The sequence below is a fragment of the Pseudomonas sp. GW822-FHT06B12 genome, assembly GCF_058799675.1.
In genome coordinates, this window is the sequence record NZ_JBXALR010000012.1 from 37,664 (window position 1) to 53,963 (window position 16,300).

The following is a 16,300-nucleotide window of genomic DNA, read 5'->3' on the forward strand; positions in this document are numbered from 1 at the left end:
GCCGTTGTGTCAGCCTTGGCAAATGCCATGGGCGGTACGCCGGGATTTTGGAGGCGTTTCTACAGGAGTTGCCATGAGTTCAGCGCTGATCGTTGACGATCATCCGGTTATTCGGGCCGCCGTCAAAATGGTGCTTGGGGCCCTCAGGGATTCCAGCGACAGGGTGATGTTCCAGACCATTCTGGAGTCATCCGATGGTGCAGAGGCCCTGCAAACGATCCTCGCCCAGTCACCTGACCTGGTGGTGCTGGATCTGAATATTCCCAGGCTTGGCGGGCTGGAATTGCTGAGTCGTCTACAGCGCGATCAATCACCTTCTCGGGTTGTGGTCTTCACTTCCTATGAGCCCAGGTTTTATGTCGACCGCTGCATGAGAACCGGGGCCTTGGGCTTCGTCTCGAAAACCAATGACCTGCAAGAGCTGCGTAAAGCCGTTCAGGCGTTGATGTCCGCTTACACCTATTTCCCTCGGCTGGACAGCAACTCAGTGAGCCTGGACCCGCTGCAGCTCAACGAACTGCAGATGATCGAGAAACTCTCCGATCGCGAACTGACCATCTTTCGATATCTGGCGCTTGGCTTTGGCAACAAGGAGATCGCCGAGGTCATGTTCCTCAGTCACAAGACCGTCAGTACCTACAAAACCCGTCTGATCGCAAAGCTCAACGTGCAGTCCCTGGTTCACCTGAGGGATTTCGCCAAGCGCAATCAGCTGATCTGAATGCACATGAACCTGCGCACATGGCTGATTGCCCTGACGTTGCTCAGCGCCTTCTGGTCGCTGAACAGCTTCGCCGCAAAACCACAGCTGCTGAAACTGCAGGGGCGTTCGACCGTCGACGGTTACCAGGTCGAGCTGGAAGAGGCCGACTGGCGCTGGCTGCGCGAGCAGGGCCGCTTGCGACTGGGCGCTTCGGCACCCGATTACGCGCCGTTCGAGGTGACGATCAACGACACGTATCTGGAAGGCATCACCGCTGATTTTGCGCTCTTGCTCAGCCAGTTACTGCACATCAAGGTCGAGGTGAAACGCTACAGATCCCGTGGAGAGGTGATTGCCGCGTTGAAGCAGGGCAATGTCGATCTGTTGGGCACTGCCAACGACTTTGAAGCGGCCGATCCGCAGTTGCTGATGTCACGGGCCTATGCCGAAGACGCACCGGCGCTGGTCGCCCGTACGGGCGACAGCGCCAGGCTGACAGCGGACCTTTCGGGTCTGCGGGTGGCGATGCTCGATCATTACTTGCGACCCGAAGCGGTCGAAGCGGTTTACCCCCAGGCCCGTCTGCAACTGTACCCCTCGACATTGAGTGCCATCGGCGCCGTGGCTTTCGGCGGTGCCGATGCCTACCTTGGCGACTCCATCAGTGCCAGCTACCTGATCAACAACAGTTACCTGAACAATGTGCAGTTGGCGGGGTTCGCCCGGCTGGACGTCAACGCGTTCGGATTTGCCGTGAGTGCTGACACTCCTCGATTGCGGCGGATTATCGATGCCGCGTTGGCGGCGATTCCCGTGCAAGAGCGCATGACCATCCTGCGCCGCTGGCGTGCCGGCAGCAGTTTCAGCGGTGTGCAACGCTTGCAATTGAGTGCCAGCGAACAACGCTGGCTGGATAGCCATCGGTCAGTCAGGGTCGGGGTCATCGAGAATTTTGCACCGTTGTCTTTTTATGACGATAAAGGTGAGTTCAGAGGCCTCAGCGCCCAGGTCCTGGACCGGATCAGCCTGCATACCGGGCTGAAGTTCGAACTCGTGCGCGGCAATTCGTTGTATCAACAAATAGAGCAGGTCAAACAAGGCGGGCTCGACCTGCTGGCAGTGATTACCCCGAGCACCGAGCGTCAGGCAGAACTGCGTTTCACTCGACCGTATCTGATCAATCCCTTTGTCCTGGTCAGTGCCGGCGGGGCTCGGGATCCGGCGACGCTGGACGACATGAGCGGCAAGCGACTGGCAATCTACAGTGGCCACGCGCTGCGCGAGGTCATTCTTGCGCGAGTTCCCGGTGTGCGCTTCGTTGATGTGCAAACTCCGGCCCAAGGCATGGATCTGGTCATCAAGGGTCAAGCCGATGCGGCGTTAAGTTCGTTGATCATTGCTCGCTACCTGATCGCTCGGGAGCACCGCCACGCTCTGGCGATCACCAGTACGGTCGGCACTGAACCGGCGCACATCAGCTTTGCGACCAACCGCGGAGCCCTTGAGCTCTACTCAATCCTCAATAAAGCCCTGTTAAGCATTCCCCCTGAGGAAATGGACGAGTTGGCCAACCGCTGGCGCAACGAACTGCCGCTGGATGACAGCTACTGGTCGCGTCACCGCACTACCCTCATTCAGGGGTTTGCGGCCGCGGGACTGCTGTTGCTGCTGGCGCTGGGCTGGATTGCCTACCAGCGCAGCCTGATCCGCAAGCGTCAGCAATTACTGCAGCAAGTGCAGCAAGCCCGGGACGCGGCAGACGATGCCAACCGGGCCAAAACGACTTTCCTGGCAACCATGAGTCATGAAATTCGTACGCCGATGAATGCGCTGATCGGCATGCTCGAACTGGCAATGAAGCGAGCCGAGGAGGGTGTTACCGACCGTTTTGCGATTGAGGTCGCGTCGAATGCAGCGCAGCAGTTGCTGGAGTTGATCGGCGACATTCTGGATATCTCGCGGATCGAATCGGGGCATTTGTCCCTCACCTCGGAGCGCGCGAATCTGCGGGCCTTGGTTGAATCGGTAAGCAAGGTGTTCGAGGGGCTGGCGCGGCAAAAGAACCTGCTCTGGCAGGTCGAACTGGATGCGCGAAGCAACTGTGACGTACTGATCGACCCAATGCGTTTCAAGCAGATCGTTTCCAACCTGCTGAGTAACGCGATCAAGTTCACCCGCACCGGGCAGATCAGCCTGACGCTGCGGGTAGAACCCGGCGCCGTTCACGGGAATTTGGCGATCAGCCTGCGTATCGAGGACAGCGGGATTGGCATCAGCCATATTGACCAGCAGCGGCTGTTCAGTCCGTTTGTTCAGGCCGCCAATAGCACACAGGATGGCCGCAGTGGCTCAGGGCTGGGCCTGGTCATCAGCCGTTCGCTGTGCGAAATGATGGGCGGGCGATTGCACTTGAGCAGTGTACTGGGCACTGGCACCCAGATCGATATCAGCCTCGATGTGCCGGAACTGCAACCGCTGGCCGAGCTGCCGACAGTCGACACTGCGCCGACAGCGCAGGGCGGCTCGTTGAACATTCTGGTGGTTGACGACTACCCGGCCAATCGCCTGTTGCTGTCACAACAGTTGAGCTATCTGGGGCACCGTGTGCTGGCGGCCAACGACGGTGAACAGGGGCTGGAATACTGGCGTGAGCATTCGTTTGACGTGGTGATCAGCGATTGCAATATGCCTAACCTCAGTGGCTACGAGTTGGCAGGGATGATTCGTGACGAGGAGCGGGCCAATGGCTATACACCCAGCCTGATTCTCGGTTTCACCGCCAACGCCCAACCCGAAGAAAAGATCCGCTGCATGGAAGCGGGGATGGACGATTGCCTGTTCAAACCCATCAACCTGCACGATCTGAAGGCCCGGTTGGCCGGCAAAGCAGCGAATACGAGTGCGCTGACGCAGGGCGAAACGTCGCCGGCCGCCGGTGCCGAGATCGACCTCGGCAGTCTTGAACAACTGGCCGGAGACAACCGCAGTCTGATCAATAAACTGCTGGCTGACCTGGCCACCAGTAACGCCGAGGACCTGGCACGATTGCAGGACTTTTACCGGCAACGTGATCGCATGGGTTTGCGTGACCTGGCTCATCGGATCAAGGGCGGTGCGCAGATGGTCAAGGCGCAGCGCCTGGTCCGCTGTTGCGAGCAGTTGGAGGTCGCGTGCGGTCATCGCGACCACACGTTGTTGAGCCAGGCGGTGCAGGCCTTGCAAGACGCCATGGAGCGTTTGGCTCTGCACCTGGCGCAACGCTGAGCGGTTCTGCTCAATCCCAGTCGGGAGCGATACCCTTCGGGCTGGTCAGGCGCTGGCCGCGTTCAAGTCCGGCGATCAGCGCCATGTCCGCAGCGCTCAACGTCAGGTCGCGGGCGGCCAGGTTGCTGTCGAGGTTGGCACGCTGGGTCGACGACGGAATCACCGCGTAACCCAGTTGCATGGCCCAGGCCAGCGTGACTTGCGCCGCAGTTGCCTGATGACGTTCGGCGATCTGTTGAATGACCGGGTCTTTCAGGACTTCGCCATAGGCCAGGGTCATGTAGGAGGTGATCTGAATACCTTGGCGCTGGGCGAACTCGACCACCTTGCGGTTTTGCAGATAAGGGTGCAGCTCAACCTGATTGGTCGCGATGTTGTGCGCGCCGACCGCGTCGATGGCTTGTTGCATGAGGTCGACGGTGAAGTTCGACACCCCGATCTGCCGGGTCAGGCCCAGCGCTTTGGCTTCCAGCAGGGCGCCCATGAACTCGTGCACCGGCACCTGGTTTTCCGGGGATGGCCAGTGGATCAGTGTCAGGTCGAGGTAATCGGTTTTCAGTTTGCGCAGGCTGTCTTTCAGGCTGGCGATCAGCTGGTCTTTGGCGAAATTGGCGACCCAGATCTTGCTGGTGATGAACAGTTCTTCGCGGGCAATGCCACTGGCGGCGATGGCCTCGCCGACATCGGCTTCGTTGTCGTAGATCTGCGCGGTATCGATCAGCCGGTAACCGAGTTCAAGGCCAGTGCTCACCGAATCGATGACCACTTGGCCTTGCAGGCGAAACGTACCGAGGCCGAAAGCGGGAACAGACATGTGTGACTCCAGGGGTTGTGACGGGAATGGCCACGAGTATCCCGGTCTGCATCCTTGAGAAAAACCGCTGTATCGGCAAAGCACTCTTTACCCAAAGTCACGAATCATAGAAGCAGCTTCAAGCTTCTTGCCGCTTGTAGCTTCAAACTTGCAGCTGCTACTAGGCAATATCGCTTTGGCTGAACTCCTCACCCAGGAAGTCGATCAGCGTTCGCACCGACGGCAGCAAACCACGGCGCGAAGGGAAGATGGCATGGACGATCCCGCATTTGGGTGCCCAGCCCGGCACCAGTTCGACCAGTCGGCCAGCGGCCAGATCCTCGCGTACCACCACGGCGGGCAAGTGGGCGATACCAAGACCGGCCAGCACCGCCTGGCGCAGGGCGATCAGATCGTCGGTGACCAGCCGCGGATGATGGCGGATCACCGCACTGGCGGCGTCCGGGCCGAACAGTTCCCACTGGTATTCACGTTGCGCGGCGCCCCAGTGCAGGCTCGGCAAGCCACTGAGGTCGGCGGGCAAGGCGGGTGACGACAAACGTTCGAGAAAGGCCGGGCAGCCCACCAGGCTTTGGGTACTGTTGCCCAGTACTTTCATTACCAGGTCGGTGTTTTCCAGGGGCGGAAAGCGCACTCGCAGGGCGATGTCGAAACCTTCGTGGATCACGTCCACGCGGCGGTTGGTGCTCTCGATGAACAACTCCACCAACGGGTACTTGAGCATGTAGCGCGTCAGCATCGGCCCGACCCAGGAATTAAGCAGCGCCGTCGGACAACTGATGCGTACCAGCCCTTGAGGCTCGGAGCGGTTGCGCTCGATCAGCTCCGCGGCGCTTTCGGCTTCCACGCGCATGGCCAGGCAACGCTGGTAGTAGGCCTGGCCAATGTCAGTAAGCGAACAATGCCGACTGGTGCGATGGATCAGCCGTACACCGAGGCGTTCTTCGAGCTGGGAAATCCGTCGGCTGAGTTTCGACTTGGGCATGTCCAGCGCGCGTCCGGCAGCGGCGAAACCTCCGTGTTCGACCACTTGGGTGAAGTAGTAAAGGCTGTTCAGGTCTTCCACTGTCGTTCTCCAAATAGAACGCTAAGAGTGATTTTCGCAGTCTAGCGCATCAAAGGTGCCGGATTTAAGCTTTGTCCATGTTCTGACTCACCCACATTCGGAGGCACCATGAAAAACATCATCGGTATCTACACCAGTCCAAAAGCGCACTGGGTGGGCGACGGTTTCCCGGTTCGCACGCTGTTTTCCTACGACAACCTGGGCAAACACATCAGCCCGTTCCTGCTGCTCGACCATGCCGGCCCGGCTGAATTCACCCCGACCACGGCGCGTCGTGGTGTAGGCCAGCACCCGCACCGCGGTTTCGAAACCGTGACCATCGTTTACAAGGGCGAACTGGAGCACCGTGACTCCACCGGCAGCGGCGGCAAAATCGGTCCCGGCGACGTGCAATGGATGACCGCAGCGTCTGGAATTCTGCATGAAGAGTTTCACTCCGAAGCGTTCGCCAGGAGCGGCGGCACTCTGGAAATGGTCCAGCTGTGGGTCAACCTGCCGGCCAGGGACAAAATGGCCGAGGCCGGTTACCAGACCATTCTCGACGGTGATATCCCAAGCATTGCGCTCAAGAACAAGGCCGGCAGCCTGCGCTTGATAGCCGGTGAGTTCGATAGCCTGCGGGGGCCTGCGAAGACCTTCACCCCGATCGACGTCTGGGACATCCGCCTGAACGCCGGCAAGTTGCTGAACCTGGATCTGCACGAAGGTCGCAACACGGCGCTGGTGGTGTTGCGCGGCACGGTTCAGGTCAATGGCCTGGAGCTGGTTCGCGAAGGGCAGTTGGCGTTGTTCGAGCGCACTGGCGACCAACTCAGCCTGGAAGCCAACAACGATGCGGTGGTGCTGCTGCTCAGCGGTGAACCGATCGACGAGCCGATCGTCGGTCACGGCCCGTTCGTGATGAACACCGAGCAAGAGATTCATCAGGCCTTCGCCGACTTCCAGTCCGGTCAGTTCGGCCGGATGCACGGTTAACAGCACTCACGTTTAAAACCCCGCTCTACACAGGATACGTAGGCCGGTTCACAGGCCAGGGATGGCTGTTGCCTGAAAGAAAGAGGAAACGCTCATGAGCACGATCAATGCGGCCAACTTCAACGGCCTGAAACCGACCATCGACCCGAACGACAGCGCATTGCTGTTGATCGATCACCAGAGCGGACTGTTCCAGATCGTCAAAGATATGGACGTCCCGCAACTGCGCGCCAACGCCATCGCCCTGGCCAAAGCCGCGACCCTGCTGAAGATGCCGGTGATCACCACGGCTTCCGTACCGCAAGGGCCGAACGGACCGTTGATTCCGGAGATTCACCAAGAGGCGCCGCACGCTCAGTACGTGGCGCGCAAAGGTGAAATCAATGCCTGGGACAACCCGCAATTTCATGCGGCAGTCAAAGCCACCGGCAAGAAAACCCTGGTGATTGCCGGCACGTTGACCAGCGTTTGCCTGGCATTCCCGTCCATTGCGGCGGTGCACGAAGGCTACAAAGTATTCGCGGTGGTCGATGCCTCCGGTAACCACTCGAAACTGGCCACTGATCTGACAATTGCCCGTTTGGCCCAGGCCGGGGTGGTGCCGATCGACATCATGGCTACGCTCTCTGAGCTGCAAGGTTCGTGGAACCGCCCGGACGCCGAGCAGTGGGCCGCTGTCTACGCCCAGGCCATGCCGCATTATCAATTGCTGATCGAGAGTTACCTCAAGGCCCAGCAAGTGGCGAATGAACACGAAGTGCTGGATTCCCAGCGCTAACCGAACAACCCCCACGCCGATTCCACTCGGCATCGATAAAAAGCGAGGACTACTGCAATGACTACCTCTTACAAACGTCTGGACAAAAACAACGCCGCCGTTCTGTTGGTCGATCATCAGGCTGGCCTGCTGTCGCTGGTCCGCGACATCGAACCGGACAAGTTCAAGAACAACGTGCTGGCGCTGGCTGATCTGGCCAAGTACTTCAAGCTGCCGACCATCCTCACCACCAGTTTCGAAACCGGCCCCAACGGCCCGCTGGTGCCGGAGCTCAAGGCACTGTTTCCAGAAGCGCCGTACATCGCTCGCCCTGGCCAGATCAATGCCTGGGACAACGAAGACTTCGTCAAGGCGATCAAGGCCACCGGCAAGAAGCAACTGATCATCGCCGGTGTGGTAACCGAAGTTTGCGTAGCGTTCCCGGCGCTGTCGGCCCTGGCTGAAGGCTTTGAGGTGTTCGTGGTCACGGATGCTTCCGGTACCTTCAACGAAGTGACCCGGCATTCGGCCTGGGACCGTATGTCGTCCTCGGGGGCACAATTGATGACCTGGTTCGGCCTGGCGTGCGAGTTGCACCGCGACTGGCGCAACGACGTGGAAGGGCTGGCGACTTTGTTCTCCAACCACATTCCGGATTACCGCAACCTGATGACCAGCTATAACACCCTGACCAACGCCAAGTAACAATGGTCGGGTGGCGTACACAGATTCTGTATACGCCAACGCTCAACTGTGGGAGCGAGCCTGCTCGCGATGACGGTGGAACAGACACCTATACAGTGACTGTCAGACCGCTATCGCGAGCAGGCTCGCTCCCACATTGGTTTTGTGGTGTTTTGCAGGTTGCGTTCATCTCACAATCAAACACTCCTACACTGTGCCCAATCTGTGCGATCTTCACGCCATTGGCTTTGCTGGAGTTGCTTGATGTTGTCACTTCTCACCGATCACCCAATGTTCTGCGCCCTGGCGCTGATTCTGGTCGACATCCTGCTGTGGCGGTTGATCAGTGTCAGTCACTGGCAGTTGGTCATGCGGCTGGTGATTTTTGCGTTGTTCAGCGCCGTGTTGTTCAACGAAGGCATGAACCCGATGGACGTGGCGCCCTGGCCGGAGAACGTGCCGCTGCATCTGGCCGCGACCGGATTGCAGATTGGTTGGTGGCTGTTTGGCGCGCGGACCCTGACGGTATTGCTCGGCACGGTGATGATGCAACGGGTCGGGCATACCGGCCGGCTGTTGCAGGATTTGCTTGGTGCGGTGATTTTCCTGATCGCGATCATTGCTGCCCTCGCGTATGTGCTCGACCTGCCGGTCAAAGGCGTGCTCGCGACTTCCGGTGCCTTGGCGATCATCGTCGGCCTGGCATTGCAGAGTACCCTCAGCGACGTGTTTTCCGGCATCGTGCTCAACACCACCAAACCCTATCAATTGGATGACTGGATCTCCATCGACGGCACCGAAGGCCGGGTCACCGACATCGATTGGCGTGCCACGCGCTTGCAAACCTCACAGGGCAGCATGGCGGTGATTCCCAACTCATTGGCGGCAAAGGCCAAGATCATCAACTTCAGCCGGCCCAGCGACATATTCGGCATTACGATCAGCCTGCAAGTCAGCCCCCACTCGCGCCCGCACACGGTGATCGAAGCGTTGGAGCGGGCGATGCAGGGTTGCCGGCCACTGCTCAGCAAGCCGGCGCCGAGCGTTTCCTTGAAAAGCTCCAGTGCCAGTGGCGTGGAGTACGAGATCATCGGGTTTGTATCGTCCATGGGGCAAAAGCGCGAAGTGCGCAATCTGCTGTTCGATCTGGCTTTCCGGCATTTGCGTGCATCGGGTGTCAGCCTGTTGTCGACAGGGGAGACGTCGACACCGCTCGGCCTTTCGCGGCCAAGGGCGTTGCTGGAAAGCTCGAGTATTTTCTCGACTTTGCGTCAGGAAGAGAAAGACACTTTCAGCCAGAACATGAAGCTCGTCACCTTCCGAGCCGGGGAAATGATCCTGCCGGCTGGCGAGGTCAGCGATCACCTGTTCATCATCGAGTCGGGCGTGGTGTCGGTAGCCTTGAGCCGTGGCGGCAACAAGTTCGAAGCTGGGCGCATGGGGCCGGGCGAGGTGATCGGCGAGGCCGGCATCCTTTCGGATAAATCGGTGCCGGCGGACTTTTCGGCCAAGACCTTCTGCACCCTGTACCGGATCGAAAAGGAATACCTCAAACCCTGCCTCGACGCCCGTCATGACATCAACGAAGCGATGCAAGCATTGCTGGATTTCCGCTTGCACACCGCACAAACCCTGACGCAGGAAGTGCCGAAGGTTGTCGAGAAGAAGGGCTTCTTGCAGTGGTTGCGTAGCCGTGCGTAGTTCGTTACGAGGCCTTCACAGTGTTCTCACTCGTGAGAGCAATCAAAAACCCGCCAGCCTTGCGAAAGGATGGCGGGTTTTGTGTGGTCTGTGCGTGCTACCGGCCTGTGGCGAGGGGGCAGCCCTAATGCCAGTCAGTTAAGTGAACACAAAGTTCGAAACAGCAAGGATCGAATGTGGGAGCGAGCTTGCTCGCGATAGCGGTGTGACAGTAACCATTGATGCTGAATGTAAAACCGTCATCGTCGGATCGCCGCCCGGAGCAAGCTCGCTCCCACAAGGCCTCACGGCGTTGGCCGTTACTCCGGTGAATCCGGTGGATCGAGGTGGTCCAGCGCGCGATTCACTGTCAACTCGGCCAGAGAAATCATCTGTTGAATCGCCAGCGCGGTATTGCGCTTGGGGCCTTCGAGCTCAAATGCCAAATCGCTGGCCATGACATTCACCGAAGCGAGGGTTTCGCAGGCGTGGGCCAGCAGGGTTTCGCTGTCGACGTCGGGGGCGATGACGAAAATGCAGCCGGGACGGCGGTCGGCTAACAATGCCTTGGTCTCGGGCAGCACCAGGTAATGATCGAGCGCACGGTGAGCGGCGGCGTGGAGTTCTTTTGAATCGAGAGAGGCGTAGGGGGAAACGGGATCGCTTTCTGTTTCAGGGGGATTTGGAGTTGGTTTGAACATTCTCGTGATTTCCTATTTGGAGCTACCACCGATTCGCTGCTAAACGAGGGTGGCGGCTGTACGCAGGTTAGCAGACCGGGAGGAATCACGAAAAACCGGCGCGCCCGAGGGCGCCCTGCGCACAGCCACCATAGCGTTCAGGGATAGGGAATACCTGAATTTCTGGAGTGCAGTGCACCTACGTGAAACCTCCGAGCTGCTAAACCCGATCGCTGATGGGCAGCGACAGGAGAACAATAGAAGCCAGGGCCAAGGCGCACAAGCCGGCGGATTCTGGCGCAGGTGTAGGCCGTGACGCAAGGTGTTGTAGCCTGTTGTAACGTCTTCGTAGGCAAGCCGGTTCCCACGGATTGGCTACCTCGACTTCTGAATAATTGGCTATTTGTGCCAATGGCCAGTGGCGCTACCGTATGGCGCATCCCCACTTGCTACGGAGTTCACCATGCAATCTCGAGCCGATTTCTACACCGCCTCGCCGGATGCCCTTAAAGCCATGATCGCGCTGGAAACCGCGGTCTCCAAGCTGCCGTTGGAAAAGTCGCTGATCGAACTGGTCAAGCTGCGTGCTTCGCAGATCAACGGCTGCGCGTTCTGCATCGACATGCACACCGCCGATGCCATAAAGGACGGTGAAACTCCACGTCGCCTGTTCGCCGTTACCGCCTGGCGCGAAGCCCCGTTCTTCAGCGACCGCGAGCGTGCGGCCCTGGCCTGGACCGAATCCCTGACCCAGCTCAGCCTGACCCACGCCCCGGACGAAGACTACGAAATGGCCGCCGCGCAATTCACGCCCAAGGAAATGGTCGATCTCACCGTGGCGATTACCACTATCAACAGCTGGAATCGCCTAGCGGTGGGTTTCCGCAAAATGCCGCAGGCCTGATCCGCGATCAATGGGCGTCTGCTGACGGTGCGGCCGGTGGTTGCACCTTGCGCATCAAGGGCACCATCAGCGTCGCGATAATGAAACAGACCATGATCATCAGGAACGCGTCGCCATAGGTTTGCGTCTGGGCTTCGCGGTAGGTCAGCAGCCACAGTTGGTGCAGGCTGGCAGTCACGCCCGCGTCGCCGCTCTGACCGAGGGCGGCAAAGTTGCTGCCGACCTGTGATAGCCACTGGTTCATGGCTTCATTGCTACTGTTCAGGTGCTCGGCCAGCCGAGTGAAATGCAGGTTGGTGCGGTCATTGAGGATCGTTGCGCAGGCGGCGATGCCGATCGCACCCCCCAGGTTGCGCATCAGATTGAACAACCCCGACGCATGCTTCAACCGCGCTGGGGCCAACCCGCCGAGGGTCAGCGTGACCGCCGGTGGCACTGCCAGTTGCTGGGCAATCCCACGCAAGGCTTGCGGCAGTATCAATTCCCTGGCGCCCCAGTCATGGGTGATCGGGCTGAAATCCCACATCGACAACGCGAACAACCCAAGGCCGGCCATCATGATCCAGCGCAGGTCGACGCGGTTGGCCAGAAAGGCATACAGCGGAATCGCCATGATCTGGAACACCCCGGTGGAAAATACTGCCAGGCCAATGTCCAGTGCGCTGTAGCCGCGCACTCGCCCAAGAAACAGCGGCGTCAGGTAAATAGTCGCGAACAGGCCGATCCCGGTGACGAATGAAAAGAAGCAGCCGAGGGCAAAGTTGCGGTCTTTCAGCGCCCGCAGATCAACGATCGGGTTAGCGACGTGCAAGCTCCGGCCGATAAACGCCAGGCCTGCCAGCCCGGAGATCCACGCGGTGGTCAGAATCGTCTGATCGCTGAACCAGTTCCAGCGTGGACCTTCTTCCAGGGTGTACTCCAGGCAACCGAGAAACAGCGCCATGAACACCATGCTCAGGTAATCCGCGCCCTTGAGCAGAGACAATTCCGGCTGGTCGATTTTCACCAGCATCGGCACCGCGACGGCGACGAAAATCCCCGGCACCAGGTTGATGTAAAACAACCAATGCCAGGATGACACATCAGTGATCCAGCCACCGATGACTGGCCCTAATGTCGGTGACAACGAGGCCACGGCGCCGATGGTCGCGGCGGCGATGACCCGTTGTTTGCCGGTGAAGAAAAAGAACGCAGTGGTGAACACCAGCGGGATCATCGAGCCGCCAAGAAAGCCTTGCAGGGCACGAAAGGCGATCATGCTCTGGATGTTCCAGGCCGCGCCGCAGAGCAGGCTGGCCAGGGTAAAACCGACGGCCGAAACGCAGAACAGCCAACGGGTGGAAAACACTCGCGACAGCCAGCCCGACAACGGAATCACGATGATTTCGGCGATCAGGTAACTGGTCTGTACCCAAGCGGTTTCGTCGGTGCCGGCCGAGAGCCCGCCGCCGATGTCACGCAGCGAGGCCGAAACGATCTGGATATCCAGCAGCGCGATGAACATGCCGATGCACATCGTGGCGAAGGCAAATACCTTGGTCGCCGTCGCCATGTTCGCGGCATCGAACGGTTGCGCCTGGGCAGTGAGGGCGCGGCTCATGGTGCGCTGGCCTGGGCTATGGCAACAGTCGTTTCCTTGGGCGCGGTTTTGGTATCAACCGACGCGGTCACCGACAGCCCCGGACGCAACTGGCCGAGTACGCCATCGGCCGGATCAAGGAGGATCCGCACCGGCACCCGCTGGACGATTTTGGTGAAGTTGCCGGTGGCGTTTTCCGGCGGCAGCACGCTGAACTGCGCGCCAGTGGCTGGCGCCAGGCTGTCCAGATGACCATGGAATTCGCGGCCCGAAAGCACGTCGGCATGAATGCTCACGCGCTGGCCCGGCACCATGTGCGCCAGCTGATCTTCCTTGAAGTTGGCATCGACCCACAGTCCGCTGGCCGGTACCACCGAGAGCAATTGCGAGCCGGCCTGGGCATAGGCGCCAACCCGTGCCCGGCGGTTGCCGATCACTCCGTCGACCGGTGCGCGCAGTTCGGTGTAACCGAGGTTCAATTGCGCCAGATCACGTTCGGCACGCGCCTGCATCAACGCCGCTTTGGCTTGTTGCTTGCGGGTCGCGATCACGTCCAGTTGCCGTTGCGTCGCGAGCAATTCGGCTTGTGCCCGGGCACTCTGCGCTTGAGCCGTCTTGAAGGTGGCATCGGCGCGTTGCGCACTTTCCACCGACACCGCATTACTGCCGACCAGTTGTTTGTAGCGGGCATTGTCATCCCGCGAACGGGCGGTTTCCGCGCCTGCGGCATCAATCCCGGCGCGCGCCTGACCGATCACCGCGTGTTGCAATTGCTCTGTGGCATCGAGGTTGGCCAGCAGCGCTTCCTCCGCTGCAACGGCGCCTTCGGCCTTGGCCAGGCTGGCGCGATAGTCGCGTGAATCGAGGCGTATCAGTAGGTCGCCAGCCTTGACGCGCTGGTTGTCGGTCACCAGCACTTCTTCGACATAGCCTGCGACCTTTGGCCCGATCACCGTCACGTCGCCACCGATGTAGGCGTCGTCGGTTTCTTCGATAAAGCGGCCGCTGGTCCACCAGTGCGAACCGTAGAGGGCGATCAACGCCAGAGCAATGAGGCCCGCAACGGCGAGCAGTAAGCGCTTGAGCAAAGGAGGGCGCGCAGGTTGCACTGCGAGGGAAGGATCAACGGCGTTCAGGCTGGTCATGGCAATCCCCTATGGGGTATCAGTCGTTATTACGAACGTAATATGACGCAGGTAATATTTTCTGACAATTGATTTTTTTGGCCGCTCGTCGGGTGCCGATCATCCTGGGTGGACGCTTTTGATAGGCGGTGTTTTTGAGCAGGCGTGCGAGCCACACGGCCTGATCGGCGAAAACTGTAGTGATGTTTAATTATTAAATACTACGTAGGAAGCGCCTTGCATTTGTGAAGTCAGGGTTTGACTATCACGCCTATTGATAGCGTGGCATTAGGCCAGTTAATCGAATGCAAGGATGTTGAGTGCCGTTTTCGCTTTCCGTTGTCCCGCGTTTTTCCAGCCCATTCTTTCCACGTTTGTTGGCCGCGCTGCTGAGCCTGAGCATCGCTGCGCTCCAGGCTGCAGAACCCTCGGCACTCGGCCAGGAAGGGCTGCGTCAGCAACAGCAGCAACAACGCGATCTGCAACAACTGCAACTGGAACAACGTCGCCGCCAATTGGAACGCGGTAGCTTTGGACCGGCGCCAGGTACTCCGGCGTTGCCTGCGCAGGTCACTGCCGATGAACGTTGCTGGCCCTTGAGCGGGACGCGTATTGGCGGCGTCACGCTGTTGAACAGCCGTGAACTGAACGCGCAACTCAAGCCGCAGATCGCTTCGTGCATGGGGGTTGGCCAGATCAATCACCTGCTGGCGACCATCACCCGCTTGTACGTCGACGCTGGTTACATCGCCAGTCGGCCGTACCTGGTCAGCGCTCCGGCGGCCGGTCAGTCGCTGGATATTCGGGTCGATGAAGGTTACGTCGAGTCCATCGAACTGCAGGATCAGAGCCTGCCGGTCTCATTGGGCGGGGCCTTTCCCGGCATGCTCGGCAAGCCGCTGAACCTGCGCGATCTGGAGCAGGGTCTGGATCAGTTGAACCGCTTGCGTTCGCTCGATCTGACGGCCGACATTGCCCCCGGCAGCCAGCCTGGAGCTTCGCGGATCATTTTGCGTTCGCGCAGCAGTGCAGCCTCGCGCTGGGCGTTGGGGCTGGGCCTGGACAACCTCGGAAGCGCCAGCACCGGACGCGATCGCGACACGTTAAGCCTGAGTCTGGACAGCCCGTTGCAGCTCAACGACCTGCTCAGCATCAATCTCAGCGACACCCTCAACCATGGCCCGCGTTACAGCCGTAACGCCAGCCTGTATTACGCCATCCCTTACGGTTACTGGACCTACAGCCTGTTCGCCAGTCATGCCGAGTACCGCGCACCGTTCAAACTGAGCACTACCACGTTGTACAGCAGCGGGCTGACCGACCAGCTCAGCCTACGCGCCGACCGCGTGTTGTGGCGTGATCAGGGTCACCAGCTCAGTGCCAATCTGCAACTGGCGCACAAGGACGTCGACAGTTATCTGGAGAACATTCGCCTCGGCATTCAGAGCCCGACGCTGACCGTGGCCGAAGCCGGGTTGAACCTGTTCTGGCTCAACAGCGCAGTGTGGAACCTCGACATCAACTACGCCCAAGGGCTGCATTGGTGGGGCGCCGACGACGATGCCCAGCGCCAGAACAGCAACCTGCCCAAAGCGCAGTTTCGCAAATACCGCGCGAACCTCAGCCAGTGGCGCAATGGCCAGTTCGCCGGGCAGGCCTGGCAGTGGCAGAGCCAGCTCTCGCTGCAATACAGCCCCGATCCGTTGCCCGCCATCGAGCAACTGCTGGGCACCGATGATTCTGCTGTCCGCGGCTACCGCGAAAACAGCGCATCCGGCGCTACCGGGGCGATCTGGCGCAACACGCTGCGCTTGCCGCTGAACAGCGGCCTGCCAGTGCAAATCACCCCGCGCCTGGGTCTGGACAACGGTTGGCTCAAGGCCGATCAAGGGGCGCAGAGCCAACGGCTGAGCGGTGCCAGTGCCGGGCTCAACCTGAGCTGGAAAAACCTGCAAGTCGACTTCGATTACCAACGCAGCCTCAACACCCCCAAAGGCTTTGGGAATGAGCCCGAAACCTGGCTGATGCGCCTGGGCCTGCAGATATGAAAACGGCCACCCCCGACAGCCT

The 16,300-nt window shown here is 59.8% G+C and carries 13 protein-coding genes; 8 read left to right on the forward strand and 5 right to left on the reverse strand.

Features of this window, described 5'->3' with window-relative positions:
- Positions 1–73 precede the first annotated feature (73 nt).
- The gene (locus AC1RKH_RS23105) at positions 74–721 is read left to right on the forward strand and encodes a response regulator (RefSeq protein WP_493063839.1); all 648 of its coding nucleotides are present in this window, start codon (positions 74–76) and stop codon (positions 719–721) included.
- The gene (locus AC1RKH_RS23110; protein ID WP_493063838.1) at positions 722–3,967 is read left to right on the forward strand and encodes a transporter substrate-binding domain-containing protein; all 3,246 of its coding nucleotides are present in this window, start codon (positions 722–724) and stop codon (positions 3,965–3,967) included. It begins immediately after the preceding gene.
- Positions 3,968–3,977: 10 nt separating this feature from the next.
- Here the strand turns inward: AC1RKH_RS23110 and dkgB are convergent, their stop codons facing one another.
- Together dkgB and AC1RKH_RS23120 are read right to left on the reverse strand one after the other, a co-directional pair.
- Positions 3,978–4,781 carry a 2,5-didehydrogluconate reductase DkgB gene (gene dkgB, locus AC1RKH_RS23115; protein ID WP_493063837.1) on the reverse strand — a complete coding sequence of 268 codons (804 nt, stop codon included), beginning with the start codon at positions 4,779–4,781 and terminating at the stop codon, positions 3,978–3,980.
- 160 nt (positions 4,782–4,941) lie between these two features.
- On the reverse strand, positions 4,942–5,847 hold the full coding sequence (locus tag AC1RKH_RS23120) for a LysR substrate-binding domain-containing protein (protein ID WP_123426608.1): 906 nt from the start codon (positions 5,845–5,847) through the stop codon (positions 4,942–4,944).
- Between the two features lie 108 nt (positions 5,848–5,955).
- Between AC1RKH_RS23120 and AC1RKH_RS23125 the strand changes: the two genes are divergently transcribed.
- The 4 genes from AC1RKH_RS23125 (at position 5,956) to AC1RKH_RS23140 (ending at position 9,964) form a co-directional block, all read left to right on the forward strand.
- The gene (locus AC1RKH_RS23125; RefSeq protein WP_493063836.1) at positions 5,956–6,822 is read left to right on the forward strand and encodes a pirin family protein; all 867 of its coding nucleotides are present in this window, start codon (positions 5,956–5,958) and stop codon (positions 6,820–6,822) included.
- A gap of 94 nt (positions 6,823–6,916) precedes the next feature.
- Positions 6,917–7,600, forward strand: coding sequence for an isochorismatase family protein (locus tag AC1RKH_RS23130; RefSeq protein WP_123426606.1), 684 nt, complete (start codon positions 6,917–6,919; stop codon positions 7,598–7,600).
- Positions 7,601–7,657: 57 nt separating this feature from the next.
- Entirely contained in the window at positions 7,658–8,284 is a 627-nt protein-coding gene (gene ycaC / locus AC1RKH_RS23135; protein WP_493063835.1) for an isochorismate family cysteine hydrolase YcaC, read from the forward strand.
- A gap of 243 nt (positions 8,285–8,527) precedes the next feature.
- On the forward strand, positions 8,528–9,964 hold the full coding sequence (locus tag AC1RKH_RS23140) for a mechanosensitive ion channel domain-containing protein (protein WP_493063834.1): 1,437 nt from the start codon (positions 8,528–8,530) through the stop codon (positions 9,962–9,964).
- A 299-nt stretch (positions 9,965–10,263) separates the two neighbouring features.
- On the opposite strand, the gene AC1RKH_RS23145 is transcribed toward AC1RKH_RS23140, so the two are convergent.
- On the reverse strand, positions 10,264–10,644 hold the full coding sequence (locus AC1RKH_RS23145) for a DUF6124 family protein (protein WP_493063833.1): 381 nt from the start codon (positions 10,642–10,644) through the stop codon (positions 10,264–10,266).
- A 442-nt stretch (positions 10,645–11,086) separates the two neighbouring features.
- Here AC1RKH_RS23145 and AC1RKH_RS23150 point away from each other — a divergent pair, with 442 nt between their 5' ends.
- Positions 11,087–11,527: a carboxymuconolactone decarboxylase family protein gene (locus AC1RKH_RS23150; protein WP_123426601.1), complete on the forward strand. Its 441-nt coding sequence runs from the start codon at positions 11,087–11,089 to the stop codon at positions 11,525–11,527.
- Between the two features lie 7 nt (positions 11,528–11,534).
- On the opposite strand, the gene AC1RKH_RS23155 is transcribed toward AC1RKH_RS23150, so the two are convergent.
- Together AC1RKH_RS23155 and AC1RKH_RS23160 are read right to left on the reverse strand one after the other, a co-directional pair.
- Positions 11,535–13,127, reverse strand: a complete 1,593-nt coding sequence (locus AC1RKH_RS23155) for a DHA2 family efflux MFS transporter permease subunit (RefSeq protein WP_493063832.1) — start codon at positions 13,125–13,127, stop codon at positions 11,535–11,537.
- Entirely contained in the window at positions 13,124–14,251 is a 1,128-nt protein-coding gene (locus AC1RKH_RS23160; protein WP_493063831.1) for an HlyD family secretion protein, read from the reverse strand. Before AC1RKH_RS23160 ends, AC1RKH_RS23155 begins: the two co-directional genes overlap by 4 nt.
- A 299-nt stretch (positions 14,252–14,550) precedes the next feature.
- On the opposite strand from AC1RKH_RS23160, the gene AC1RKH_RS23165 reads away from it, so the two are divergent.
- Positions 14,551–16,278, forward strand: coding sequence for a ShlB/FhaC/HecB family hemolysin secretion/activation protein (locus AC1RKH_RS23165; protein WP_493063830.1), 1,728 nt, complete (start codon positions 14,551–14,553; stop codon positions 16,276–16,278).
- The last annotated feature ends 22 nt before the right edge of the window (positions 16,279–16,300 follow it).